The 25,577-nt window shown below is 69.2% G+C and carries 26 protein-coding genes, 1 tRNA gene and 1 pseudogene; 20 read left to right on the plus strand and 8 right to left on the minus strand.

What is annotated here, in order from left to right:
* The 5 genes from AB6N24_RS14940 to AB6N24_RS14960 form a co-directional block, all read left to right on the plus strand.
* Positions 1–1,217: resuscitation-promoting factor (locus AB6N24_RS14940; RefSeq protein ID WP_412870180.1), on the plus strand; the 1,217-nt coding region annotated here is incomplete at its 5' end.
* A 438-nt stretch (positions 1,218–1,655) separates the two neighbouring features.
* Positions 1,656–2,948, plus strand: a complete 1,293-nt coding sequence (locus AB6N24_RS14945) for a resuscitation-promoting factor (protein ID WP_412870181.1) — start codon at positions 1,656–1,658, stop codon at positions 2,946–2,948.
* Positions 2,949–3,042: 94 nt separating this feature from the next.
* Entirely contained in the window at positions 3,043–4,074 is a 1,032-nt protein-coding gene (rsmA, locus tag AB6N24_RS14950) for a 16S rRNA (adenine(1518)-N(6)/adenine(1519)-N(6))-dimethyltransferase RsmA (protein ID WP_412870182.1), read from the plus strand.
* Positions 4,071–5,006 (plus strand): 4-(cytidine 5'-diphospho)-2-C-methyl-D-erythritol kinase, encoded by a 936-nt coding sequence (locus AB6N24_RS14955; RefSeq protein WP_412870183.1) that lies wholly within the window; start codon positions 4,071–4,073, stop codon positions 5,004–5,006. The genes rsmA and AB6N24_RS14955 overlap by 4 nt, the downstream gene beginning before the upstream one ends.
* A gap of 113 nt (positions 5,007–5,119) precedes the next feature.
* Positions 5,120–6,991, plus strand: coding sequence for an ABC-F family ATP-binding cassette domain-containing protein (locus AB6N24_RS14960; protein ID WP_412870184.1), 1,872 nt, complete (start codon positions 5,120–5,122; stop codon positions 6,989–6,991).
* Between the two features lie 140 nt (positions 6,992–7,131).
* Here AB6N24_RS14960 and AB6N24_RS14965 read toward each other — a convergent pair whose 3' ends face one another.
* The gene (locus AB6N24_RS14965) at positions 7,132–7,704 is read right to left on the minus strand and encodes a MarR family winged helix-turn-helix transcriptional regulator (RefSeq protein ID WP_412870185.1); all 573 of its coding nucleotides are present in this window, start codon (positions 7,702–7,704) and stop codon (positions 7,132–7,134) included.
* Positions 7,705–7,756: 52 nt separating this feature from the next.
* Positions 7,757–8,359, minus strand: a complete 603-nt coding sequence (locus AB6N24_RS14970; protein ID WP_412870203.1) for a TetR/AcrR family transcriptional regulator — start codon at positions 8,357–8,359, stop codon at positions 7,757–7,759.
* A gap of 241 nt (positions 8,360–8,600) precedes the next feature.
* Between AB6N24_RS14970 and AB6N24_RS14975 the strand changes: the two genes are divergently transcribed.
* The 10 genes and pseudogenes from AB6N24_RS14975 (at position 8,601) to AB6N24_RS15020 (ending at position 17,092) form a co-directional block, all read left to right on the plus strand.
* Positions 8,601–8,672 (plus strand) — tRNA-Gln (locus tag AB6N24_RS14975).
* Between the two features lie 745 nt (positions 8,673–9,417).
* The gene (locus tag AB6N24_RS14980) at positions 9,418–9,942 is read left to right on the plus strand and encodes a hypothetical protein (protein WP_489672059.1); all 525 of its coding nucleotides are present in this window, start codon (positions 9,418–9,420) and stop codon (positions 9,940–9,942) included.
* Positions 9,929–10,885, plus strand: a complete 957-nt coding sequence (locus tag AB6N24_RS14985) for a hypothetical protein (RefSeq protein WP_412870187.1) — start codon at positions 9,929–9,931, stop codon at positions 10,883–10,885. Before AB6N24_RS14980 ends, AB6N24_RS14985 begins: the two co-directional genes overlap by 14 nt.
* Positions 10,886–11,874: 989 nt before the next feature.
* The gene (locus AB6N24_RS14990) at positions 11,875–11,997 is read left to right on the plus strand and encodes a hypothetical protein (RefSeq protein WP_412870188.1); all 123 of its coding nucleotides are present in this window, start codon (positions 11,875–11,877) and stop codon (positions 11,995–11,997) included.
* 288 nt (positions 11,998–12,285) lie between these two features.
* The gene (locus AB6N24_RS14995; RefSeq protein ID WP_412870189.1) at positions 12,286–12,591 is read left to right on the plus strand and encodes a hypothetical protein; all 306 of its coding nucleotides are present in this window, start codon (positions 12,286–12,288) and stop codon (positions 12,589–12,591) included.
* On the plus strand, positions 12,588–14,216 hold the full coding sequence (dgt, locus tag AB6N24_RS15000; protein WP_412870190.1) for a dGTP triphosphohydrolase: 1,629 nt from the start codon (positions 12,588–12,590) through the stop codon (positions 14,214–14,216). The genes AB6N24_RS14995 and dgt overlap by 4 nt, the downstream gene beginning before the upstream one ends.
* A gap of 254 nt (positions 14,217–14,470) precedes the next feature.
* Positions 14,471–14,617, plus strand: a pseudogene (locus AB6N24_RS15005) (DUF4236 domain-containing protein); the annotation flags it as partial.
* Positions 14,618–14,734: 117 nt separating this feature from the next.
* Positions 14,735–15,484, plus strand: coding sequence for a tetratricopeptide repeat protein (locus AB6N24_RS15010; protein ID WP_412870205.1), 750 nt, complete (start codon positions 14,735–14,737; stop codon positions 15,482–15,484).
* A 448-nt stretch (positions 15,485–15,932) separates the two neighbouring features.
* Positions 15,933–16,586 carry a Panacea domain-containing protein gene (locus AB6N24_RS15015; protein ID WP_412870191.1) on the plus strand — a complete coding sequence of 218 codons (654 nt, stop codon included), beginning with the start codon at positions 15,933–15,935 and terminating at the stop codon, positions 16,584–16,586.
* Positions 16,587–16,678: 92 nt separating this feature from the next.
* The gene (locus AB6N24_RS15020; protein ID WP_412870192.1) at positions 16,679–17,092 is read left to right on the plus strand and encodes a hypothetical protein; all 414 of its coding nucleotides are present in this window, start codon (positions 16,679–16,681) and stop codon (positions 17,090–17,092) included.
* Between the two features lie 358 nt (positions 17,093–17,450).
* Here the strand turns inward: AB6N24_RS15020 and AB6N24_RS15025 are convergent, their stop codons facing one another.
* Complete coding sequence (locus AB6N24_RS15025) at positions 17,451–18,197, minus strand: DUF5131 family protein (RefSeq protein ID WP_412870193.1); 747 nt, start codon at positions 18,195–18,197, stop codon at positions 17,451–17,453.
* A 52-nt stretch (positions 18,198–18,249) separates the two neighbouring features.
* On the opposite strand from AB6N24_RS15025, the gene AB6N24_RS15030 reads away from it, so the two are divergent.
* The 3 genes from AB6N24_RS15030 to AB6N24_RS15040 all read left to right on the plus strand — a co-directional run bounded on the left by AB6N24_RS15030 (position 18,250) and on the right by AB6N24_RS15040 (position 20,329).
* Entirely contained in the window at positions 18,250–18,636 is a 387-nt protein-coding gene (locus AB6N24_RS15030; RefSeq protein WP_412870194.1) for a hypothetical protein, read from the plus strand.
* Positions 18,637–18,783: 147 nt separating this feature from the next.
* A complete protein-coding gene (locus AB6N24_RS15035; RefSeq protein WP_412870195.1) occupies positions 18,784–20,136 on the plus strand; it encodes a three-Cys-motif partner protein TcmP in 1,353 nt (450 codons plus the stop codon).
* Between the two features lie 61 nt (positions 20,137–20,197).
* Positions 20,198–20,329, plus strand: coding sequence for a hypothetical protein (locus AB6N24_RS15040; protein ID WP_412870196.1), 132 nt, complete (start codon positions 20,198–20,200; stop codon positions 20,327–20,329).
* A 238-nt stretch (positions 20,330–20,567) separates the two neighbouring features.
* Here the strand turns inward: AB6N24_RS15040 and AB6N24_RS15045 are convergent, their stop codons facing one another.
* From AB6N24_RS15045 to AB6N24_RS15065, 5 genes are all read right to left on the minus strand, one after another.
* A complete protein-coding gene (locus AB6N24_RS15045; RefSeq protein ID WP_412870197.1) occupies positions 20,568–20,963 on the minus strand; it encodes a cupin domain-containing protein in 396 nt (131 codons plus the stop codon).
* 207 nt (positions 20,964–21,170) lie between these two features.
* Complete coding sequence (locus AB6N24_RS15050; protein ID WP_412870204.1) at positions 21,171–22,031, minus strand: DNA glycosylase AlkZ-like family protein; 861 nt, start codon at positions 22,029–22,031, stop codon at positions 21,171–21,173.
* Positions 22,032–22,220 (minus strand): hypothetical protein, encoded by a 189-nt coding sequence (locus AB6N24_RS15055; RefSeq protein WP_412870198.1) that lies wholly within the window; start codon positions 22,218–22,220, stop codon positions 22,032–22,034.
* Positions 22,210–23,496, minus strand: a complete 1,287-nt coding sequence (locus AB6N24_RS15060) for an MFS transporter (RefSeq protein ID WP_412870199.1) — start codon at positions 23,494–23,496, stop codon at positions 22,210–22,212. The genes AB6N24_RS15055 and AB6N24_RS15060 overlap by 11 nt, the downstream gene beginning before the upstream one ends.
* Positions 23,493–24,191 carry a hypothetical protein gene (locus AB6N24_RS15065; RefSeq protein WP_412870200.1) on the minus strand — a complete coding sequence of 233 codons (699 nt, stop codon included), beginning with the start codon at positions 24,189–24,191 and terminating at the stop codon, positions 23,493–23,495. The genes AB6N24_RS15060 and AB6N24_RS15065 overlap by 4 nt, the downstream gene beginning before the upstream one ends.
* 82 nt (positions 24,192–24,273) lie before the next feature.
* On the opposite strand from AB6N24_RS15065, the gene AB6N24_RS15070 reads away from it, so the two are divergent.
* The gene (locus AB6N24_RS15070) at positions 24,274–24,537 is read left to right on the plus strand and encodes an SHOCT domain-containing protein (protein ID WP_412870201.1); all 264 of its coding nucleotides are present in this window, start codon (positions 24,274–24,276) and stop codon (positions 24,535–24,537) included.
* A 279-nt stretch (positions 24,538–24,816) separates the two neighbouring features.
* Positions 24,817–25,533 carry a hypothetical protein gene (locus AB6N24_RS15075; RefSeq protein WP_412870202.1) on the plus strand — a complete coding sequence of 239 codons (717 nt, stop codon included), beginning with the start codon at positions 24,817–24,819 and terminating at the stop codon, positions 25,531–25,533.
* Positions 25,534–25,577 lie beyond the last annotated feature (44 nt).

Raw genomic sequence — 25,577 nt, forward strand, 5'->3', positions numbered from 1 at the left:
GCCTCGCCCGGCGCGCGGACGGCGGGGCGGAGCGCCCGGCCTCGGCCCCGGCGCCCCGCAGGGTCTCGCGCCCGGCCCGCCTGGCCGCGCAGGGCGTCGTGCTCGCGCTCGTCGCGGGCGGCACGAGCGCGTTCGCGGTGCTGCACAAGTCCGTCACGGTCGACGTCGACGGCTCGCCGGTCGAGGTCACGGCGTTCGGCCGCACCGTCGCCGACGTGCTCGCGGGCGCGGAGATCGAGGTGGGCGAGGGGGACCTCGTCGCCCCCGCGCTCGACGAGCACATCACGAGCGGCTCCCAGGTCGTCGTGCGCCACGGACGCGAGATCGAGGTCGAGGTCGACGGCGCGCAGCAGACCGTGTGGACGACGGCGCTCACGGTGGGGGAGGCCGTCGAGGGTCTCGGCCTGCGCGGCGGCGAGACGCTGCTGTCGGCCTCGCGGTCAGCGTCGCTCGGCCGGGACGTGCTGCGCGTCTCGACCGAGAAGACGCTGCACCTCGTGGTCGACGGGCAGGTCATCGACGGCGTGAGCAGCGCCCCGACGGTCCGCGAGGCGCTCCGGGAGATCGGCCTCGTGCTCGAGGAGGGCGACCACGTGTCGGTCCCGCTCGACGCGACGGCGGTCGACGGCCTCGTCGTGCTCGTCACGCGCGCGAGCCAGGGCGACCAGACGGTCACCGAGGTCGTGCCGTTCCAGATCGTCGAGGTCGAGGACCCCGAGCTGGTCAAGGGCAACAAGGTCGTCGAGACCAAGGGCCGCGCCGGTCAGCGGCAGACGACGTACGCGACGTCGCTCGTCGGCGGCGCCGTCGTCGAGCGGACCGTCCTCGCGTCGGCCGTCACCGTCGCCCCCGTCGACCAGGTGGTCCGGGTCGGCACCGCCGAGCTCCCGGACCCCTCGACGGTCGCGGTCGAGCCGGGCACGGCGCAGGCGATGGGCAAGGAGATGGCCGCCGCCCGCGGTTTCGGGGACGACCAGTTCGCGTGCCTGCTCGCGCTGTGGAAGAAGGAGAGCGGCTGGCGCGTCGACGCCGAGAACAAGTCTTCGGGCGCGTACGGCATCCCGCAGTCGCTGCCGGGCAGCAAGATGGCGACGGTCGCGGACGACTGGCGCACCAACCCGGCGACCCAGATCACGTGGGGCCTGAACTACATCGAGGGCCGCTACGGCGACCCGTGCGGGGCCTGGGCGCACTCGCAGGCCAAGGGATGGTACTGACCCGCGGGTGCCGGTCGTGACCGGCCGGTAGCCGGGCCGGACCGGCGAGCGCCGGCTCCTGCGCGCGGCGGCCGCCTGGCGCCGGACGAGCGGACCCCGCTGCGCGCAGGACCCGAGCCACCCGGGTCCGCGCAGCCGCCCGGTATGTCCGACTCTGCCCCGATATAGGTCTGCATCCCGGGGTGATCTCGCGCACAAGGGGTTGGGCGCCACATCACGAGTCGGTTACGGTCGCGTGTCGCTGCACCGGCAGGACGTCCCTCGCGGGGCGCCCGCCCGGACCGCGGGCGACGGGCCCACGCGCCTCCGCGTGAGCCGTTGACGGCCGGATCGGGGATCCGGGAACGACGGGCACGTCCTCCCTCCAGGACGCGCAGAGCCACCGGCCCACGGGCGACGGGGCACCGCCGTGCGCCGCGTGCGGTGCGTCCGCTCCCCGTGCCCGGGACCACCGACGTCTGGAACCGTGTGCGCTTCCCCTCCCTGACCCCCGCCGGCGACACCGCCGAGACAGCCACCGAGCCCCAGCTCACCGACACCCCCTCCCTGCGCTCGCGCCTCACCGGCTCCGCCGACTCGGGCCGCGCCCGCCTCCGCCTCGTCGCCGCGCTCTCCGCGGCCCTGGTCCTCGCGACCGGCACGGCCGTCACGGCCCAGGCGCACAAGACCGTCACGCTCGACGTCGACGGCGTCGAGACCGAGGTCACGACCTTCGCCGGCAGCGTCGAGGGGCTCCTCGAGGAGCACGACGTCACCGTCGGCACGCGCGACACGGTCGCCCCCGACGGGGCTCTGCAGGACGGCTCCGACGTCGTCGTGCGCCACGCGCGCCTCGTGACCGTCCGCACGGACGGCGTCGACGAGTCCGTCTGGACGACCGCCCTCAGCGCCGACGAGGCGCTCGACGCGCTCGCGGGTCGCGGCACCGACGTGCAGCTCGTCGCGTCGCGCTCCGACGGCAGCGGCCGCCCGGTCCTCGCCGGCGACCTGACCCTCGACGGACCGGCCGACGTCCTCGTCGACGGCAGCACGCTCCCGGTGCCCGACGGCGTCACGGACGTCGCGACGGCGCTCGACCGGCTCGGCGTCGTGCTCGCCGAGCTCGACACGGTCATCGTGCGCCCCGGCGCCGAGGGACGCGTCGCCGTCGTCGTGAGCCGCGTCGTGATCCAGGACGCCACCACGACGGTCGAGCTCCCGTTCACCTCGGTGACGCAGGACGACGCCGAGCGCTACGTCGGCCAGAAGGCCGTCGTGACCGAGGGCGTCGCCGGTGTGCGTACCGTCGTCGAGCGCGTCACCACCGTCGACGGCGTCGAGATCGCGCGCGAGCCGGTCTCGGACGAGGTCACGCAGGCCCCGGTCGACGAGGTCGTCGCGGTCGGCACCAAGGCCCGCCCGGCGGCGACGCCCAAGGCGGCTCCGGCTGCGTCTGCGGCGGCGGAGTCCGCGCCGGCGACCGGCTCCCCGGTCACGGCGGGCGGCGACGCCGACTCGCTCAACTGGGCCGCGCTCGCGAAGTGCGAGTCCGGCGGCAACCCGTCGATCGTCTCCTCGACCGGCAAATACCACGGGCTCTACCAGTTCTCGGTCGCGACGTGGCAGGCGGTCGGCGGTGCCGGCCTCCCGTCCGACGCGTCGGCGGAGGAGCAGACGGCGCGCGCCAAGATGCTCTACAACCGCTCGGGTGCCGGCCAGTGGCCGCACTGCGGGAAGAACCTGTTCTCCTGATCGCACGACGACGCCCCGCCCTCGCTGCCCGCAGCGGCGGCGGGGCGTCGTCGTCCCCGCCGGGTGCCGGCGGTTCACGGTTAGGCTCCTGCGCATGACCGACACCCCCGGACCCCTGCTCGGGCCCGCGGAGATCCGGCAGCTCGCCGAGCGCGCGGGCATCCGTCCCACCAAGACGCTCGGGCAGAACTTCGTGCTCGACGGCGGGACGGTACGCAAGATCGTCCGGCAGGCGGCCGTGCAGCCGGGGGAGCGGGTCGTCGAGATCGGCCCCGGGCTGGGTTCCCTGACCCTCGGTCTGCTCGAGGCGCGCGCCGACGTGCTCGCGGTCGAGATCGACCCGGTGCTCGCGCGGCTGCTGCCCGCGACGGCCCGCGCGCACGTCCCCGACCTCGTCGTCTCCGGCCCGCACGAGGGCGACCGGCCGGTCGCGGACGCCGACGTCGACGCGGCCGCGCGCCTGACGATCGTGCTGGCGGACGCGCTCGACGTGCGCGCGCTGCCGGGGCGCGCGCCGACGGCCCTCGTCGCGAACCTGCCGTACAACGTCTCCGTCCCGGTGCTGCTGACGTTCCTCGAGCGCTTCCCGACGCTCGAGCGCGTGCTCGTCATGGTCCAGGCGGAGGTGGCCGACCGGCTCGCCGCGCCGCCCGGCAGCCGGGTCTACGGCGTGCCGTCCGCGAAGGTCGCCTGGTACGCCGACGCGCGTCGCACCTCGACGATCGGGCGCAGCGTGTTCTGGCCGGTGCCGAACGTCGACTCCGCGCTCGTGCGCCTCGACCGCCGGGAGCCGCCGCGCACGTCCGCGACGCGCGAGCAGGTGTTCGCCGTCGTCGACACCGCGTTCGCCCAGCGCCGCAAGATGCTGCGCTCGGCGCTGGCCGGTCTCGCGGGCTCGGCCGACGCCGCCGTCGCCGCGCTCGAGGCGGCCGGGGTCGACCCGCAGGCCCGCGGGGAGCGCGTCGACGTCGACGGCTTCGCCCGGATCGCAGCCGCGCTCGCCGACGCGTCGCCCACCAACGCCGCACCGACCGAAGCCGCACCGACCGACGCCGCGCCGACCGACGCCGCGCTCGCCGACGCCTCCGCGCCGTCCCCGGGCCGACCTGGCACAGTGGAACCGTGACGTCGAGCCCCACGGAGATCCGCGCCGACCGTGAGGTCCGGGTCCGCGCACCCGGCAAGGTCAACCTGTCGTTGCGCGTCGGCCGGCGCGAGGCCGACGGCTACCACTCGCTCGCGACGGTGTTCCAGGCGGTCTCGGTGTACGAGGACGTCGTCGCGACGCCGGCCGAGGGGCTGTCGCTCTCGGTGACCGGGCCGCAGGCGCACCTGGTGCCGACCGACGGGTCCAACCTCGCGCTGCGCGCCGCCCGCGCGCTCGCCGACCACGCCGGGATCGACGAGGGCGTGCACCTGCACGTGCACAAGGCGGTCCCCGTCGCGGGCGGCATGGCGGGCGGCTCCGCGGACGCGGCGGCCGCCCTCGTCGCGTGCGACGCGCACTGGCGCACGGGCCTGCCCCGCGACGAGCTGCACGAGCTCGCGGCGTCGCTCGGCTCGGACGTGCCGTTCGGGCTGCTGGGCCACACGGCGGTCGGGTCGGGGCGCGGCGACCTGCTGACGCCCGCGCTGTGCCGCGGGGAGTACCACTGGGCGTTCGCGGTGCAGGACGAGGGCCTCTCGACCCCGGCGGTGTACGCGGCGTTCGACGAGCTGCACATGGGCGGCGGCGGCCACGAGACCGAGGTCGCGCTCATGCAGGCGCTGCGCGCGGGCGACCCGCGGGCGCTCGGCCGGGCCCTGCACAACGACCTCCAGTCCGCGGCGCTCGAGCTCGCCCCGAACCTCGCCGAGCCCCTCGCGGTGGCCGAGGACGCGGGTGCGCTCGGCGTGGTCGTCTCGGGCTCCGGGCCGACGATCGCCGCGCTGGCCCGCAGCCGCCAGCACGCGCTCGTCATCGCCGCGGCGATGACCGCGGCGGGCGTCGCCGACTCGGTGCTCACCGCGGTCGGCCCCGTGCCCGGCGCGCGCGTCGTGACCTCCGGGCCCGAGTGACCTGACCCGTCGGTCCCGGGTGCCCTCCGACGGCCCGGACGGCCCCCGGCGCCACCCTCCCCGTACCCTCGCGTGGTCGTGCCCCCGCACCCCACCCCCAGCGGAAGAACCTGATGGCCCACCTGCTCGGAGCGGACTCCGTGTCGCTCACCCTCGGTACCCGCACGCTCCTCGACGACCTGAGCATCGGCGTCGACGACGGCATGCGCGTCGGTGTGGTCGGCCCCAACGGTGCCGGGAAGTCGACGCTGCTGCGGGTCCTCGCCGGCCTCCAGCCCGCCGACTCCGGCCGCGTGACGCGCGCGGGCGGGGTCCGCGTCGCGCTCCTCGACCAGCGCGACGAGCTGCCCCCGGGCGCGACGGTCCGCGAGATCGTGCACGGCGACGCCGACGAGCACACGTGGGCGCGCGACCCCCGCGTCCGGTCGGTGCACGCCGGGCTGCTGGCCGACCTCGACCTGACCGACGACGTCGCGAACCTCTCGGGCGGCCAGCGCCGCCGCGTCGCGCTCGCGGCGCTGCTCGTGCGCGACCACGAGGTCCTCGCGCTCGACGAGCCGACCAACCACCTCGACGTCGAGGGCGTCGCGTGGCTCGCGGAGCACCTCGTCGCCCGGTACGCGCGCGGCACCGGCGCGCTCGTGGTCGTCACGCACGACCGCTGGTTCCTCGACGCGGTGTGCACGCGCACGTGGGAGGTCAACGACGGGTCCGTCGAGCAGTACGACGGCGGCTACGCGGCGTACGTGCTCGCGCGCGCGGAGCGGCAGCGCACGGCGTCGGTCACCGAGGAGAAGCGCCAGAACCTGCTGCGCAAGGAGCTCGCCTGGCTGCGCCGCGGTGCGCCCGCGCGCACCTCGAAGCCCAAGTTCCGCCTCGACGCCGCCGCCGAGCTCATCGCCGACGAGCCGCCGCCCCGCGACCGCCTCGAGCTCACGCGCATGGCGACGAGCCGCCTCGGCAAGGACGTGCTCGACCTCGAGGACGTGACGCTGCGCTTCGACGCGCCGGACGACGCGACGGGGGCCTCGACGACGCGCACGCTGCTCGACGACGTGACCTGGCGGCTCGGCCCGGGGGACCGGTACGGGGTCGTCGGCGTCAACGGCGCCGGCAAGACGACGCTGCTCAAGCTGCTCTCGGGCCGCCTCGAGCCGACCAGCGGGCGCGTCAAGCGCGGCAAGACCGTCCAGGTCGCGGAGCTGACCCAGGACGTCGAGGACCTCGACGAGCTCAAGGAGCTGCGGGTCGTCGAGGTCGTGGAGCGCGAGAAGCGCACCGTCGTCGCGGGCGGCAAGGAGCTCACCGCCGCGCAGCTCGTCGAGCGTCTCGGGTTCACCAAGGAGCGCGCCCGCACGCCGGTCCGCGACCTCTCGGGCGGTGAGCGCCGTCGCCTGCAGCTCCTGCGCCTGCTCGTCGGCGAGCCCAACGTCCTGCTGCTCGACGAGCCGACCAACGACCTGGACACTGACACCCTCGCCGCGCTCGAGGACCTGCTCGACGGCTGGCCCGGCACGCTGATCGTCGTGTCGCACGACCGGTACCTGCTCGAGCGCGTGTGCGACCGCCAGGTCGCGCTGCTCGGCGACGGCCAGGTCCGCGACCTCCCCGGGGGGGTCGAGCAGTACCTCGAGCTGCGTCGCGCGGCCATGGCCGGCGGCGGCGGCTCGGGTGCTCCGGGCGCGATCGGCACGGACACCGGCCGGGTCGCTCCGGCCGGTCCCGGGCCGTCGGACGGCGGGCGCGACGAGAGCACGCCGGCGCCGTCCGCGGCCGACCAGCGCGCCGCCCGCAAGGAGACCCAGCGCATCGAGCGGCGGCTCGCGAAGATCACGGAGCTCGAGGGCAGGCTGCACGAGAAGATGGCCGCCCAGGCGACCGACCACCAGGCGGTCCTGGCCCTCGACGCCGAGCTGCGTGCGCTCGCGGCCGAGCGGGAGGAGCTCGAGGAGGCGTGGCTCGAGGCGGCGGAGACGGCCGGCTGAGAGCCCCACGGCACGCACGACGGGGCGCCGGCTGCGCGACGCCGTCCCCCGCCCCGGCCTGCGTGGCGCAGGCCGGCTTGCGTGACTCCGGCAGGGCCCGCGTGGCGCCGACCGGGCCGCGGCGCGCGCACCGCGTCGCGTCAGGGCGCGTCGAACGGGGCGACCACGTCTCGCAGCAGGGTCGCGAGCGTCGCGTGCTCGGCCTCGGTGAGCACCGCGAGCAGCCGCCGCTCGACGTCCAGCAGGTCGCTGAACGCCGCGTCGACCCGCGCCAGGCCGGTGCCGGTGAGCTGCACGAGCACCCCGCGCCGGTCCTCCGGGGACGGCTGGCGCTCGACGAGCCCGCGCTCGGCGAGCCGGTCGATCCGGTTGGTCATCGTGCCGCTCGTCACGAGCGTCTGCGTGAGCAGCGCGCCGGGGGAGAGCCGGTAGGGCGCACCCGCGCGCCGCAGCGCGGACAGCACGTCGAACTCCCACGTCTCGAGCTCGTGGCGCGCGAACGCACCGCGCCGCGCCAGGTCGAGGTGCCGCGCGAGGCGGCTCACGCGCGAGAGGACCGTGAGCGGCGTGACGTCGAGGTCCGGGCGCTCGCGCCCCCACGCCTCGACGATGCGGTCGACCTCGTCCCGCACCTCGGGCCGGGTCGCGTCGGCCGCGGCAGGCTGCGCACGCGTGGGCTCGCCGCCCCGTCCGTGCGCCGCTCGAGCCGTCATGGCGCGAGGTTACTCGACATCGAGATACCCGGCGGGAGCGGTCGGCGGCGCGTCAGCTCTCGGTCGACGTGAGCGTCGGGCGGCGCTCAAGGCCCGACAGCCCGTTCCACGCGAGGTTGACCAGGTGCGCCGCGACGTCGGCCTTCCCGGGGCGGCGCGCGTCGAGCCAGTGCTGCCCGGTGAGCGCGACCATGCCGACGAGCATCTGCGCGTAGAGCGGCGCCGTCTTCGGGTCGAGGCCCTGGCGCTTGAACTGGTCGGCGAGCAGGTGCTCGACCTGGGTCGCGACGTCGCCGATGAGGCTCGAGAACGTGCCGGTCGCCTGCGCCACGGGGGAGTCCCGCACGAGGATCTGGAACCCGTCGGTCGACGTCTCGATGTAGGTCAGGAGCGCCAGCGCGGTGCGCTCGACGAGCACCTTGGGGTGGCCGCCGCCCGCGAGCGCCGCCGTCAGCGCCCCGGTGAGCGCGCGGATCTCCCGGTCGACCACGACGGCGTAGACGCCCTCCTTGCCGCCGAAGTGCTCGTAGACCACGGGCTTGGACACCTCGGCGCGCGCGGCGATCTCCTCGACGCTCGTGAGCTCGAAGCCCTTCTCCGCGAACAGCCGCCGGCTCACGTCGAGCAGCTGCTCGCGCCGCTGCACGCCGGTCATGCGCGCGCGCGTCGTCCGCCTCGTCTCGGTAGCCACGGGCCCATCATCGCAGCCGCCTGCGGGGACCGGGGCGACGCGGGCTGGCAGACTGGTCGGCCGACGGTCGTCCGCGCCGGTCGTCGGCTCGTGCCGGTCGCGGCCGCCCCGGCCGTCGGTCGGCGAGGGCCGGTGCCGGTCGGTGCGAGGTCGTGCCGGCGCCGCCGCTCGACCCGCGCCCGTGCGGTGCGCGGCGAGCCGACGATCCGCCCTGGTGTAACGGCAGCACGCAGGCCTTTGGTGCCTTGCGGTCCGGGTTCGAATCCTGGGGGCGGAGCACGGAACGCTTCGGAATATTCCGAGGGTCGACTTCGGAATATTCTCAAGCGTTTGACCTGCAGGGATGCGGGGTGGGCGCTGATGGCACTGCCCATTGTTGCTTCCGAGTGGCTCGGCCGATTGGCCCTCTGAGGGCGCTTGTGAGGGGAGGGGCGCAGCCGGTTCCTCAGGTGGACGGCTGGCTCTGTGCATGGTCCTCGTGAACGCGGGACCTCTGCCTCGTGTGTGAGCGGAGCAGCCGGAGTGCCCAACGGGGGGTGAGCGCCTTGTGTGTCGTGACCTGGTGCGGGGCCGATCAAACGCGTGGACGCCGTCCGCCGCCACCGGGCGTTCGGCCCGTGATGTTCCACTTGGCGGGACCTGGCATCACTCGAATGAGCACAACGCGGTCGTGGCGCCGGTGACGTGCGCGAGCGACTCGCCAGCGTGACGGGGCATCTAGACGGCGGTCTGAGCGTGCGAGAGGATCGCGAAACATGTCAGACCCTAGAGAGACACTGGGTGCGGAGGTGACAGCCAATGGCAAATGGGGTAAGACATGTTCCGGCAGCACTGTGCGAGATCGAGGCGGGTAGAACACCTCTGGGTATCGCGTACGCATCGCTCGTCGTGGGAAGTGAGGTCGTGTCGACCTCACGTGCACTTACGGTGGGTGCGGCCGTGGCCCGTGCGCGTCAACGGGCAAATCTTCTCGTGACCGGAGAGGTGCGGATCTCGCGCTGACTTAGGAGACTAGGGGGAACGTGGTTAGGCTTCGGCTTCTCGTGAGTTCTTACGTTCCCCTGTTCGTCCTCCTGGCGATTCGGTTCGACGGGATTGCCCTGCGAGTTGCTTGCCTCCTCATCGCTCTCGTGGGGACGCTGTTCGCGCGTTCTCTTGTGCGTGCGCAGGAGAGCGAAGAGCCGCAGCCAATGTACGTTGCGGAAGCGCGGAACGAAGGCGCGCAGGTTGCGGCGCACCTCGCGACGTACCTGCTGCCGTTCCTGACGGTCAGCGAGCCCGACGTGCAGGACATCGTCGCCTATTGTGTATTCCTCGTCATGGTTGGGTTTGTGTTCATTACGACTGACTTCCTGCAGGTAAATCCATTGCTTGCGCTCGATGGTTTCCACCTGTTTCATGTGAGGAACTCTCAGTGGCAGGGGTTCGTGCTCTCCCGCGATCCGGTCGACAGCGACGCCAACTACCTCGTCGTCGACGTCGTGAACACGAGCGTGCGTCGCGTTATCCGCAAACTCGAAGGGGCAGGATCTGATGGTCACTCTTAAAAACAAGCTGGCGGCGCTCGCAACCTTCGACAGTCAGCAGGCCGTCTCCCTGGTCGTGGGATGGAGGACGAGCTCCGGGAGGTACAACATCCGGCGGTTACGACTGTCGCAGGAGGTCGCGAACGACCTGCGAGAGTTGACCTCTGACGCTGCTGCGCAGATCATCGACCGTGAACCGGAGTCCTGGGCCCCGGACGCGGACCTTGTGCGCGAGACGGTTCTCGGCATGCCTCTGACGGACATCGACCCGACGCCGGACCTGACGGCCGAGCACAACGGTCGGACTTTCTTCGAAGAGCTCCGTGGCGGGGCTGACGTCCCGAAACTCGAAGCAGACAAGATCCCGGCAGCGACCCTCTCGTTCTACTCGATCGCCGTTGGTGACACGGTAGGCAACCGCACCGTCTTCTTGCGTCGCTCCAACCCGCAGCGCTCCCTGAAGGGCGGCCGGCGTCTGACCGTCTACCGAGAGCAGCTCGTTCGGGTGGAGGAGCCGCTGTTCGGGTTCGACTCGATCGTGGATCTGGTGATCCACGACGACCACATGTGGGTACTCAGCCAGACCGCCTTCGCGAACCTCTTCCGCGAAGACAAGGCTCTCACCGGTCAAGTCCCCATCTGGGTTGGTGACGTCAGCGCCAGCGTGCCCATGACAGCAGGAGGGGCCGCCCGCCTGCAGGCGAAGGCGCTGCGGGACAGCCGCGCCAGCAGGCGGCTTGAGGCGATCGCTCGTCGCGGTCACTTGACGAGCGTGACTTCGCAGCAGCTGCGCGACGCGATGATCGAGCATGACCTGGACCCTGACACCCTGCTTGACGCGAACGGTGACCTGATACTTGACGAGGCCGACATCCCAACGATCCTGCAGTTTCTCAACGAAGACCTGTTCGTGGGCACGCTATCGAGCACAGCGTTCCGCGCAGACAAGAAGCACTCGATTTAGCGACGGTGACGGGAAGCCTCGTCAGCAGCGTTCGCTGGATGTGCGCATGTAACTGGCTGCGTACGCGTTCCAGGAATCGCATCCGACCCCAGGGGTATGCGCTGCACGGACTCTGGTCGCTTCGTGCCGCTACGCCTCGCGCGCGCCTTCGAGGCGCGGTGCATCCCCGGGGCGACCGTAGAGGACCGCATGCAGGACTTTATCTCGGGCCCGGCCGAGGCATGGCGTTCATTTATCGATCGAGATGGCTGGGCCGCTTATTGTCCTCGACTCCACTCGGATTGAGGAAGTCAACCGCCCCGAGGACCCCCTGACCCCTAGCGGCGCCTGCTGTCCCCGGGGGGCCTCTCCCACTAGACTCGTCACCGTCATCGCGCACGACCCCCGATGGCGTGACCGCAGTCCTGCACCCGTTTTACGGGGACAGCCTGCGCGTCGTCGCCTCCCATGGAGCCGCGAGGAGTACGCACTCGGCTGTGCCGGGGGCGACCTCGCCGACCAACGCGGTCTGCTGTTCGTGATGGGACAGTCTCCAGACGAGGACGACCTCACATGCTGCGACGTCGGCGTCCACCACCTCACTGACGAGCTTGTCGACGCAGCCTGAGACATCCCCGACGACCTCATGACGGTCCGCACACTGGTCCGCCGAGCTGAAGGGCGCCCATCGTCACGCCGCATCATCGAAGCCAGCCATTCCTAGCAAGGTAGTTCGGGATCAGCTCGCGAGACGCTCTACAACTACCTGCGCACGACGACCACCCCCGGCTGACCGCCCCGGGCTCGCCGGCGCGTTGACCAGCGCGGCCTTCCGCTCGTGCACAAGAGCGCGGAGCAGATGGAACGTCGTGCCGACGAGTCCGGTTAGCGGAAGTCCCCCCTGCGCACCACCTGGTGATCAACACGAGGTGGTGTGCAGAGGACTTCGGACTCCGACAGTCACCCAGACGCCGGATGACGCGGCGCACGGTCGTCCATACGGTCGGCGCATGGAACGGCGATACGACCAGAGCGACCTCAACACGTACGGCGCCGAAGACGACGAGGACATGGACGCAATCCTCCGCGCGATCGATCGCGCGATCGCCGACGAGCCGTCGTCCGATCGGTAGCCTCCTGCACGTGCGGCACCGCGATAGGCCCGACCCGGCGGTGCACCTCCGCTGGGAGAACAGCGCATGCCCTGGGCCGGGAGGACGAGACGACTTGGGGACATCTGCCGGCCAGACACATTTGGGGGGTGGCCGGTTGGGCGCGAGGGCCGGTGTACGCGCGGCGGTGCGTCCCCGGCGGTAGGTCGTTCGAGTGAGGTAGAGCGGCCTGGCCGTGTTGTCGAGCTGTCTGTGGGCCCCAGGTGACATGATGAACGTGTCAGACCGGATGCCGAGAGGGGAACAGGCATGTCCCAGGTTGTGGCCGAGCGTCCCATCAAACTGCGATCGCGCGCGAAGGTTCGTGCGGGTCTCGAGGTTGTTCAGGACGAAGCGCGTTCTCAGCGTCGTGCGATCGACCGGGCAGTCGACCACGTGCTCACTCAGCTTGCGGCAGCTGAGGACGGGATGCGCCTGTCCAGCGTGATCGAGGACGCCGTGTCCGCAGGTCACTCCCGTAGGCGCGCCACTGATGCCGTCTACCGTCTTGAGGCCGTGGGGCGCGTCAGTATCGACCCAACCTCATCCACCGTGGCGCTCATCCCGGTGCGGTGACCGCCGAGGGTGGCGACGACGCCACCGGGAGTGTCGATCGTCCGCCCGACCTACATGAGCGCGTAGATGACGTCGCTCGCGTGCAGGAACCGTGGCGCAGCGACGCGCACGTCGACGTGGACCGGCTCCTGTACTCGCCGGAGTTCCGGCGACTCGCCGGCGTAACACAGGTCGTCCCTCCACAGGACGACTTCCACTTCCATGACCGTCTGACGCACTCGATCAAGGTGGCTCAGGTCGCAGAGACCTTAGCTCGAAAGCTCAAGCACGACGCCAAGAAGGACCCGGCGTTCCAGGGCATCGAGCTGGATGACTGGCTGGACCCGCGACATTGCTACGCCGCTGGTCTCGCGCACGACATCGGCCACCCGCCTTTCGGCCACGCAGGTGAAGAAGCGCTCCAGGAGATGTTCGACGCCACAGCCGATGACGGTGTGACGTTCTGGCTTGACGATGAGACGAAGGGGCGGTCCGCTCGTTCGGACAGCGAACGACTCGCCGAGCGATCCTTCGAAGGCAACGCCCAGTCGATGCGCGTCGTCACGAAGTTGAGCTTCCGAGGTGATGCCCTCACAACCGGTCTGAACCTCACCCTCCGGACTCTCGCTGGGATCGCGAAGTACCCCTGGACACGCGGCGGTCACCCTGTGGGCACTCCGAAGCTCGCGAAGAAGTGGAGCTTCTACACCGAAGAGAGTGACATCCTGGATCGGCTCGTCCGCGGCGGCTATGTACGCGTTCAGAAGGACGATGACGGTGCGGTCGTTCGGGTCGACCGCTGGGTCGAGGCCGAGATCATGGACTGGGCGGATGACATCAGCTACGCCGTCCACGACGTTGATGACTTCTACCGAGCTGGGCTCATTCCTCTCGGGCAGATCGCGAACGTGTTCGTTCAGGCCCCGAACGCGATCAACTGGCTGTCGACCGACTTCGACTTCGTTGAGGACGAAACTCTCCGCGAGAGTCTGCTCTACATCTGCCAGAAGCTGCGCAACTTCCAGCAACGCGACACGAGTGAGTCCGAAGCTGATCGCGATCGGCATTACGCGGGCGCGCTGTTGCGTATCAAGGAGTTTGCTCAGGGGCCGTGCCCGAAGGCGCCGTTCTCCGGAACCGGTGAAGCCCACCGGAACCTTCAGCGCTTCTCCAGCGCCGTCATCGTGTACCTGTCTAACGCCGCCAGTCTGAAAGTGGACGATCGGCGGGTGCAGTTGCACCTTGACCCAACTGCTGTACTCGTTGCGGAGTTTTTCAAAGCTCTCAACAGCTACTTCGTGATCGAATCAGTCACGCTCGCCGCCATGCAGTACGGGCAGGTGGAGAACCTGCGGTCTCTCTTCCCTGCCATGGTCGACATGGCACACGAGTGGATGGAGAAGCGAGCCGAAGGGAAAGTCAGCGGACGACTTCCCGCTCGGTTGCGCTCCTACCTCGCCGTGCTCGATGGTGATGGCAGCGATGACGGTGCCACAGAGCCAACTGGACCTGACCTCAATGACATTGCGGTCGCCGTGCTCGACTACATCACCAGCCTCCGCGACATCCAGGCGGCGCACTTGACCTCTCAACTCACCGGGTCGCGCGAAACGCCGGCGCTCTACGGTCATTGGTTGAACACCTGACGCCACGCTCGCTCAGCACAACCTCGCGGAGCGACGTCTCCTGCGCATCGAGGGGCGTCAGCTCACCTCGGGTGCACGCTTCAGCGTGCCATTCCAAGCTCAGCAGCAGCGTCGTCATCGACGTAGACGCCTGCTGCTGGCTCAGGCGAGTCACGGAGCCTCACTCAAGACACCTCACCCGCGAAGGCCCTCACCGCGGGACGCTGTGAGCGGTACCGTCCAAGCCGGGAAGGGAGACCACTGTGGGTTTTCGGGTGCGCAAGTCGTTCAAGGTCATGCCCGGCGTGCGGATGACGGTCACCCCGCGGGGGGTGTCCACGTCCGTAGGGACCAAAGGGGCCCGCGTACGCGTGCACTCCTCGGGACGAGTTACGACTACCGTCGGCATCCCGGGGTCAGGCGTGTCCTACTCCAGCACCAGCGGCGGCGGGAGAGCGCGACCCGCTCAGGCAACCGCGGCTCCCCGGCGCACGCCAGCTCCTGCAGCGCCGCAGCCGGTTGCGCCCCCGAAGCCGGGGATGCTCGCGCCGAAGTGGGAGAAGGAGCTCTACGCCGCCGCGGTGCAGCAGCGCAACGTCACCGCGATTCAGCGCGTCGCCCAAGACCACCCCGACGCCCGCCAGACCGGTGCGCTTCTCGAAGCTGTCCACGGTGCGATCCCCGCTGGTGACTTCGCCCGCGTCCAGTCGCTGCTCGGCTGGCTGTGGGCCACCGGGTACAACCCCGAGAGGGACCAGTTCCTGGCCCGCTACCTGCCGCGAGAGCAGCTGACGCTCGAGATCGCGCAGGGCATCACTGTTGAGCTCCCGTTGTCCCGCGACACGATCGGGCTCGCTCTCGCGGAAGCTCACCAGAGCGCCGGCGAGCTGCGCGCCGCGTCCGACGTGGTCGAGGAGGTCACGCCGTCCACGATCGCTGCGGTGTCCCTCGCGGAGCTGTACGGGGAGCAGGAGCGCTGGGACGAGGTCATCTCGATGACCGACGGACTGACGAACGAGGACGAGGCGTCGATGTTCCTGCTCGTCCAGCGAGCTGCGGCGCTGCGCGAGCAAGGGTCGCCGGGGGCGGCTCGGGAGGCGCTCAAGGAGGCACTTCGGCTACGGTCGCGGCCCGCTGAGCTGCGCCACCAGGCGCTCGTCGAGCGGGCGTACACGTACCTCGCGGAGAGCAAGCCGGCGATGGCGCGCAGGGACCTGGAGAAGGTCCTGGCCGAGAACTCGGCGTATCCCGGTCTGCGAGAGGCGATGGCAGAACTGCCGCGGGATTGATATCGGGCGGCGTTGTCGAGGTCGTCCGAGTCAGACGCTTCGATCGGCCGAGCGTGGCAGCATCTGCGCCGAAAGGATGCCGTGATCGGTGAAGCTATTGGAACGAAGGCGTTCGGGATCGCGTCGTGCACGACCCGGCCCTCGCGGTCTCTGCGACATGTCCGACGTGGTGGGTCAAGGCCGAGGAGTCCTTCTGCTACGCGCTCGCGCGGCCTCGCTCCTGGCGGGAGACTGATTCGCTCCCGGGACGCGCTGTCCCCTCGCCGCTCGACTTCGACGGATGGCTGCGTCAGCGAGAGGAGACTCCCCGCATCGGGGAGAGCGCCTGCCCGGCCACCGTCTCCCGCGATGGTGGCACCGTCACGCAGCGCACACCGCCAAGGTCCCGATGCCTCTGGGCCCGTGTGGGACGCTCGTGAGACAATAAGTGTCTTGGAAGGAGGTGGTCATGTCACGTAACGAAAGGGCGCGGGGCGGTGAAGTCCCTGTGCTGGACGTCGTTGGCTTCCTCCTAGCACGCGATAGCGAACTGGGCGATGATGCCGACGTCAGCCCTATGAAGTTGCAGAAGCTGCTGTATCTCGCTCAAGGAAACTACCTCGCGGCGACTGGGCGACGCCTATTTGATGAAGACGTTCTTGCATACGATCATGGGCCTGTAATCTACGCGCCGTACGCTCAATACCGCGGATTGGCCACGCCGATCGTGCGCTCACAGGTGCATCGGACGGGTTGCGAACTGCCCGCAAATATCGAGGAGTTCATGCAGCGTGTATGGGACACGTGGAGCGGGCGATCAGCGGGCGCGCTGCGGGAACTTACGCACAGGCAGATGCCGTGGCGGAAGAACTACAGGCCAGGCGTTCGGCATGTTCAAATACCGGACAGCGACATGATTGCTTACTTCGGTTCGGAGGCGCCGCTCGAGCAGCGTGTCTTCCCGCGGACCGCCGATGTCGCCCCGGCTGGATCAGAGCCCGCTGCTTCTCAAGTTCGTGGAATGTTCGCGCGACCTCGAGGCGAGCGACTTCAGTTGCCGGTGCGGACCCGTGTCGACCGAAGCGCCCGAGCCGCCGAGCTTCGAAGCGCTCGCGCGGAGTGACCGTCGGCATCGACTGTCGGATCCAGGTCGCTGGCCCCTCTGACGGTCGGCTCCTCAACGAGTTCACCTGTTGCGGGTCGGTCAATGCGTTGGTGTATGAGGTCGAGGTCGAAGACTTTGTGCGGAACAGGGCGCACGCGTGGGCGATGGAGCAGTCTGACGCGGATCGGCGTCTGCTTCTTCTCGTGGACGAACAGGGCCAACTCGTCGCTGTAGGAGCCCATCACATCGACAAGTTCTACGAGGAGAAGCCGGAGCGGCCGAGTCGCGGCGTCTACTTCCTTGCCGTCGCGACCGGCCACCAAGGCGGGCGCGCGTTGAATGGTGATCGTATCAGCGACATGATGCTGCAAGCAGTCATCGACGACGTGCTGATTCGCGATTCGGCGGATGTCCCGATCACCGCGATCATCCACCGTGACAACACGAGGAGCCTCAAGTTGTTCTTTCGCCACGGCTTCCGCAACCTGGCCTCGTACCAGGGTGACTATCTCATCGCGTGGTGACCGGCGTGGCAGCGACATGCTGCCCGTCTTCTCTTTGGGCCGTGGGCGCCGTGCCTGTGCGGCCGGGGAACGTTTAGCTGACGTGCGCACTGCCGGTCGACTTCGCAACCTCCGCGTGGGACGACCCGCCCGACACGGGGCGCCATATAACGCCGAGTGATTCGCGGTTCGCTGCCGTCGCGTAGCGGGGTGTGGCCGTCGCCGGAAGGTAGGCGCGCGGCATGCAGCGCGAATCGTCCGACGAGCGCGTGCTCGATGACGTGATTAGATCGCTGCAGCCAGTTGGGCAGCAACGTCCTCGCGTCACGGCATAGCGCGCGTGAAGCCCGCCGGCTGGCTGCCGGGCCCGTGAGTCTCGTCAGCCGTGAGCCGCCCCGGGCATCTGGTCCCACTCGATCCCGTCGAGCAGCCGTCCACCGTGCTTTGCTGTGCGCCCGCCCCACTGCTTGTGAAAAAACGGCACTGCCGCGTCCTGGCACAGGTCCCGGATCTCACGAACCCACTCAGGTGCCATCGGCCGGGCCGCCGGGCCGCTCTCGCCGCCCGTGATAACCCAGCCGATGCCTGACAGATCCAAGCCGCTCAGCGGGCCGAGCAGCGGCTCGCAAGACAAGAAGCGCACCGCAGCGGGGACTTGCCGAAGGTGGTCGACGCGGTAGAGGTGGTCGGCGTCTTCGACGCTGACCCCTAGCCATAGATTCGTTGGCCACGCCAGCTTGTCGACGAGCTTCGGCAACCGCGCCGAGCGCTTGGTGAGCACCTGATACGTGTGTTGAGGGGTGTCTTCCATGACCTTGAAGACCTGCTTGATGAAGTCGACCGGAATCCTGGCGTGGAACAGGTCGCTCATCGAGTCCACGAAGACAGTACGGGGCCCTTTCCACCTGTACGGCTGGCGCAGCGCCACCTGATGCGTCATCACCCCGAAGCCCGGTCCGGAGGTTCTGGGGTCGCCATCGAGCTGGTACCGATCGGAACCCATCGCCTTCAGGCGCTTGGCCATCGCCAAGGCGTAGCAGTTGTCGCAACCCGGCGAGATCCGGTCACACCCCGTGGTTGGGTTCCATGTGACTTCGGTCCACTCGATGCCGGTGCGCTGCTTCACGGTGACCTCCTTACGGGATTCGCGTAACGTGTGTGCCGTTAGCGTAGCGGTCATGACTGAGGCGTATGAGGCGGAGCTGCGGGCGATGTCGCGTGCTGCGTTCGGCCAGAACTACCGCCTCGAGGTCATGCTCGCCGTGGCCGATGCCGCAGACGGCTTAGTGAACCTCACCGAGCTCGCGCGGACGCTGGACCTGCCCACGAGCAATGTGCAGGTCCCGCTGAAGAGTCTCCTCACACTCGCCCTGATCAGCGAAGCGCCGTCAGGTGACAGCAAGCGCAAGTACTATTTACGCAACCCGAGCCACGCGTGGGCCTGGGCGCGTGAGATGCGCGCTGCTGCTCAAGCCGCGGTCGAGACGGCACCTGTCGCGCGCACCGGTACTGCGGGTCGTGCTGAGCTGAGCCGAAGCGGCTCCGGCGGCGAAGCTGACGCCTAGTGCGGGCAACACGGCTGCCGAACTGAGGGTCGACAACCCGAGCGGCGCCAGTGCGCGGCGTCGCTCCGTGGCTCGCGGGGACAGAGAATGTTGCAGGCGCGCCGAACAGTCCCGGCGCCGGCGCGGCCACGACCGGCAGACGCAGTGATGAGCGCGCGTCTCTGGGTAAGTCACCGGCAGGTCGACGAGCACGAGATCGCGCGGCCCGTTCTGACCCGCAGCACCAGGCGTGCCCTTCTCACGCTCGATGTGCGCGCCAGTGCTATGGCGCGCGAGGTGAGGGCCGGAGCTCACGAACCGAACGACCGCACACGACGCGCGCGGCGCGATCCAAGACACCGCGAGGAGAGCATCCAGGGCGCTACATTCAGGGGACCACCAACCGAGGAACGACGGACGGACATGGCACAAGAACCTGTGGTGTGGGACGCGGACCCGCACACCAAAGCCAAACATGACCTGTACCGGCGCTACCTCGACCGGTGGATGCCGATCATGATCCGAGGGGCGTGGAAGGGCGACGTGACGTACGCCGAGGGTTTCTCCGGCCCTGGGGTATATGCTGACGGTTCGCCTGGCTCACCACTGATCGCCTTCGACACGATCCGGCAGGACGAGTCCTTGCGTGCGCGGTCGGTAAAGAAGAACGTTCGGATGCTGTTCGTAGAACAGCGATCCGATCGATGCGATCGCCTGCGCGAGGAGTTGGCCAAGCGCTCGCATCCGCTTGCGCTGGACGCGCTGCCCGAGAAAGCAGGGATCACAGTCGAGATACGCCAGGGCAGTTACGACCCCACGCTTGTGGCGCTGCTGGACGAGCATCGATGCTGGGGCAAGCCGATTTTGGCGGTCTTGGACTCCTGGGGCGGTGGCGTCAACATCGACCTCGTGCAGCGCATCGCTAAAAATCCCAGCAGCGAAGTCCTTATCACCCTGCAACCGCAGTTCTTCTCACGATTTGCTGACGCACCCGAGCGCAAGCACGGGGACGCAGTGTTTGGGCATTCGCGCTGGCGGGACGTCGCCAAGCAGCCTTCCCACCGGAAGACGCGTTGGCTCATCGAGCGGTACCGCGACACCATTCACGGAGCCGGGTTCACCCATGTTCTAGACTTCGAACTCGTCGACCATCGTGGTGCGTCGCTCTACCTCGTCTTCGGCACCGCCCACGACAAGGGGTTGCAGAAGATGAAGGAGGCGATGTGGGAGGTCGACCCAGGGTATGGCAGCGGGTACCGGGACCCGCGTGACCCAAATCAGCAGACGCTGCTGATCGAGGACCGACCGCAGACGCACGCGTTGCGACGCCTTATCCGAGCGCATCTGGAAGCGCAACCCGCTCGCAGCGCGACAGTTCACGAAATCTGCGACTTCGCGTTCCGCAAAACCATCTTTAAGACTGCTCAGGCGTCCAGTGTCGTCAAAGAGATGGCGGAACAAGGGGATGTGATTCGGGTGCGCCACCCTCAACGCAACCTCGACGTCATCACCCTCCGCTGAGCGCCGAGCATGTAGGTGCGCTTCACCTGCGCGAACAGCGCCAGCAGCACGAGCGCGAGTGGTGCTCGCGGCGCAGGGCATGGCCGCCGTGGCCATGGACGTGCTCGGGTTTTCCCTCGTCGTCGCGCTCGCCTTGGCTAGCTTCCTCGGGCTCGGGCTCATCAGCTCCGCGCTGCTGGCCCGTGCCATTTAGTCCTCGGCATCCCGCTACCTGAAGCGTGCACAACTTCACGAGGTCGAGCAGGGCGGCTCGTCGGACGCTGTGGTCGAGGCCAGCACTGCGCTCGACGCCGATGTCGGCGCCCCGCTCTCGGGGCCTCCAGGCGGCGAACCGCAGGGCTCCGGCGCGACGGAGCCCGAGCACCGTGCGGGCTCGGGCTCCATCGAGCCAGATTGCAGGGGTGAGGCTTGCGCCTAACCCGGCCGGGCGCTCAGTCCTCGGTCGGAGGCTCGTCCTCGCCGGCGGCCTCCTTGGCGTCGGCCTCCTCCTTGGTCTTGTGCACCGCGGCCTCGGCGTGGTGGGCCGGGCCGTAGACCGTGTACAGGATCAAGGGGTTCTCGCCCGTGTTGAGGAAGTTGTGCGTGCGTCCCGCGGGCACCACCACGAGGTCGCCGGCGACGACCTTCCGCTTCTGCCCAGACACGATCGCCTCGCCGATCCCGCTGACGAACGTCAGAATCTGGTCGGTGTCCTCGTGGACCTCCTCGCCGATCTCACCGCCGGGCGGGATCGTCATCACGACGAGCTGGCTGTGCGCGCCGGTCCACAGGACCCGGCGGAAGTCCGGGCTCTCTTCGGCGACGGTAGCGATCGTGTAGTGCTCCATGCGTCACGTCCTCCTCGATCGGAATGTGCCGCCAGTCTGCTCTGACCTGCGCCGTCGCGCCCGCCGACGCTCGGCGGAGACCCGACCGGGAAGCCGCCGAATGCGAGCACCGAAACCGGGGGTGCGCGCGCGGAGTGCCCCGCATGAGCGGCAAGCCGGGGGAGGCAGCGCCGTCCGTACCGGCGCGGACACCTGCGTCTCAAGCGTTCACGTACGCACCACCCAGTTCATCGCCGTCGTGGGGGGCCACGGTCGGGACTGCCTGCACAGCATCGAAGACGACCTACACTGGTGCCCGGTCGGCCGCGGAGTTGACCCGTCGTGGACGAGGACGGCGAGCGCATAGGCGCCGTACTTCCTGCGCGCCGCGGGCTTGTACGCCTCGAACACATAATCGAACCCGAACAGGCGGCGGGTCCGTGCCCGGTCCCTGATGAGGTTGTCGAAGGGGCCGATCAGCCGGGGTCGAGGCTGCGAGGTGCTCGTCGTCACGGGTTCGGTCACCCAGGCCGCTTCTTGCCAGCCATCGATCGTCGCCTGCAGGTGGCCACGCCCACGGAGCGTGGCAGCGACCTGATCGGCACGCAGGTGGTAGTAGGTCGCCACCTCCTCGGTCGTGGCGACACCGAGCGCTGCTAGAGCACGTTCCGCCAGTGCCGTGAGGCACTCGTCAGGCGTGAGGGTCTGGTTCAGCTGCTCGGTCGGAACGGCGCGCTCGACTAGGTTCAGGACGCGCTCGCCCCGCCGGCGACTCGTGGACGCGAGCTCGCCTCGCCACACCATGTGCTCGGCTGCGCGCTTGGTGGCTGACCATCCCCAACCACCGCCAGTGCGGTCGTCTCGTTGCAGTTCGCGGATGGTCAACCCGTGCTCGCTGTCAGCGATCAGCTCGCGGACCCGCTGCCGCGCTTTTGGTGGCGGTGTGTCGGCGCGGGCACGCGCGCGAGAACGGTGGATCTCGAACAGGGGCCAGTCGCCTATCGGCATGACGCAGGCTGCGTGCGTGTAGGTCTCGAAGGTCGCGGCGCGGTCATCGGCCGGCCACAGATCTTGATCGACGCCGCTGATCTACTGGACGGTCATTCGTGCTGCGCAGGTGAGCAGATGAGCGCGTGCGACGCGAGTGAGCGGGTCCATCTGCAGCAAGCCGATGCGTTGCACGATCGGCAAGGTGCTCGTCTGCTCTTCATGCAGACCTTGCGCGGCCACCGCGAACCCGCGGGCCTGCGCTACCGGCATCGTGATGTCAGGTCGCATGCGACGCCGCTATTTCCTCGGTACGCGGTGTGATCGCGCGGTCGGTGCGCAGCAGCCAGCAGCCGATGAGCACCGTGCCGACTGCCAGAGCGGACTGTGCGAGAGCGAGCGTCTGAGCGCCCGGGGCGACGGCGGTCAGCAACCCGGCTGCGGTGATCCCGACGGTGTAGCCGACGTTGTTGCCCACGGGGACCCAGGTATTCGCCTCGTGTCGCACTTCTTCGGGTAGGCCGTCGTCGATCATGAGGTAGCTGTTGATGTACAGGGGCGTCACCGCGAGTCCGCTCACCGCCAGGACAGCGCCGAGTGCCCAGGCGCTCGGCCACGTCATGACAGCGGTCGTGAGCGGGGCTGCGAACGCCAGGAGCAGCACGGCGTGGCGCGTGCTCAGCGACGCTCGCCACCTGACCAGCGCGTACCCGAACCCTCCGACCACGCCCCCCAGGCTGATCGCGGCCATGAGGTATCCGGTGCGGTCAAGCCCACCGGCGGCCGCAGTCGCAACCTGCGGAACCAGGAGGCCGAGCCACCCCAAGCTCGCGCCCATCATGACCAGCGGCAGGACGATCCGCCGCAGCGACGGTTGAGCGATCGGTCCGACGACCGTGCGAAGGCGCGTGCGCCAGGTGCGCAGCATCGCCTCGGCTACGCGTGGCCTCGCCGCCGGTGGACGTCGCAGGGCGGTACGGAAGTGGCTCGACGCGAAGACGAGCAGGCTGCCGACGACCGCTGCGGCGCTCACAGCCCACAGACCCTGCTGCGGCGACATCGCGAGCAGCAACGTCGATGCCAACACCGGTCCGAGCAGGAATCCCGCCTCCTCGAGGAGCGAGTCGACGGTGTGAAGCAGCTTGACCTGGCGTTCAGTGCGCCCGATCTCGGCCCACGCAGACCTGATAACTGCGTCCACCGCCGCCGGCGTCACTGCTGCGAGTGCGCACGCGACGTAGATCAACGCGAGCGGCGCTCGGTCGGCACCCACGATCGCGACGAATAGCACGAGTGTCACTGCTGCCACGATCGTCTGCGGCAGCACGACGCGAGACCGTCCAAACCGGTCGATGAGCCGCGCACGGAGCGGTGTGCTGAATGTCGCGACTGCGACCCGGACTGCTTGGACGCTCGCTGCGATCACGAGCCCCCGGGCGTCGGCGACGGCGATGAGGAGAGCCACAGGGAACGCTGCGCCCGCTACGCGACGCACGACGATGATCGCGAACAACCACAACGCTCGTGGATCGCCAAGAATCGCTTGCTCTGCACCGGGCAGTCTCATCGCGCTGTTCCTTCAACGTCCGAGGGCTCATCCAGTTCGAGGCGCGCCTGGATCGACGACCGGTGCAGCAGCACGAGCTTGGCGATCGGGTCGCCGCGCTGGATGGTGACGTCACCGGTAGGACGGAATGCCAGCGAGATGCCACCGGCGCCGATGCTACGTCGTAGCTGTCGCGCTGTGAGAACGCCCGGCGGGACTTCGACCCCGGGTATGCCTATCGACTGCGTCACCAGGAGGTACTCGTCCGGGATATTGGCTGAGAAGCCGAGGCGCCACTCCACGGAGCCGTCTCCGTTCGGAAGGAACATCGCCTCCCAGGCGCCCGAGACGCCCCGGAACTGGTGCAGTCGAAGCCACGGAGAACGTGGTGCGGTGATGAAGCCACCGCTGCGGCTCCAGAACTCGGACGTCCCGGCCAGCCGGGTGACCTCGTCCGGGTCAGCGCCGGCGTCCACCTGCGAGTCGTGTACGGGCGAGACGGTGACGGTCAACGGGGACTTGATGACCCAGCCGAGTTCTTGACCTAGCACCCAGGGACGGCACGCTTCCGGGTACCGCACCCGTCTGACGTACCGGAAGTGCTGGGCGAGCAGCGCGGCTTCGTCGTGCGCTGGAGTCCGGTGCGTGTGGTGCTTCTCGGGCAGCAACGCCCATTCGTGCTCGCGTCGCACCGTCACGGCGGGGATCCCGACCAACAGTGCTCCTCGTGCCGGGTAGTGGTGCCGGTGGGCCACCGACACCACCACCTCGTTCGTCAGACCGGTTGCTGGAAGCGGGGTGCGCCTCTCGAACACGTTGCCGCTGGACAAGCGGCTCTACCAGTCCGTGATGCCGCAGCTGAACAAGCTTAGGGAGCGGATCTCGACCGCGAAGAACCCAAAGCTCCATGTCGTGGCACCGGCGGTCTCGATGGAGACAGGGCCGTGGGCGGCACAAGAACTCGCGCAACTCGGGCAGCTGCGCGAAGCGGGCGTTCTGACCGATGAGGAGTTCGCGTCCGCGAAGGCCGCGGTCATCGCGCGGATGTCCTCCGGCGCTTGACGCTATGCGGTTACGGCGTTGGCATCGTCTGGTCGTCTGCGCCCACCCGTCTCTCGGTCGGCCCAGCGGCGACGCCAGACGAGCGACCTTGGGGCAAGTGATCGACCCGGCTTCTCGTTCTAGGCCGTGGAGCGATGGTCCGATTGGTCGAGGTACGCGCGCAGTAGTACCGGCGGGGCTCGTTCTGCCGATGGGTGGGGCATGGCTGTTCGTGCTCTTCCCGGCCGTGGCGCGCGCGCTGCATGGGTCACCGGTGTCTTCGCCTTCGCTGCGTGTGCAGTGAGCGTGCTGGTGCCGCAACTGCGTGAGGAAGTGGCCGTGGCCAGTCCGATGATCGCAACAGGGTTGCTTCTGGTCGGAGTGGTGCGACATCGGCCTCAGCACCGCGGTTGGCTAGCTATGGCGGTGATGTTGACGTTCTGGGCGGCTGCGCACGTGAGCGTTCAGGTCGCCGAAACCACCACGAAAGTGGCCGAGGCATTCATTGGCGCCGGTCATATGGTGGCGGTTGGTGTCGTGGTGATGGTCTGGTTCAGCAGGCGCCACACGAGGAGCGAACGGGCCGACGGCCTTGACGTCGTCATCGTCACCGCTGTGCTTGCACTTGTCGCTGCCCAGCTTGTCGCGGCTGCCGCAGCCGGGGGCGGCACGTGGGCCGCCGTCGTTGCTCCGACGGTCGATGTGACGATCATCGGGATGTTGCTGCGAATGGCGGTGACCAGCCGAGGATTGCCGCCGAGCACCTACCTGCTGCTCGCTGCTGCCGGCGCAGCGCTCCTGTACGACCTGACGAATGCCGTCCAGGGGCAACGTTTCGCGCTACCGGGGGAGCCGAACCAAGTGATCGGGACCCTGTGCGTCCTGCTGTTCGCGGTGGCCGCACTGCACCCGAGCATGGTGTCGGCGTTCGATCCGCAGACCTACTCCCGCCGCCGTCCGCCCTCTACAGCTCTGCTCGGGTTGGGGACTGCTGCAGGGTCGGTTGACACCGGGTGAGTGGTGATCATGCCGCAAGGGCGGCGTTCTGGGTGGTGAAGGCG

The organism is Cellulomonas jepli, from assembly GCF_047229345.1.
GTDB lineage: Bacteria > Actinomycetota > Actinomycetes > Actinomycetales > Cellulomonadaceae > Cellulomonas_A.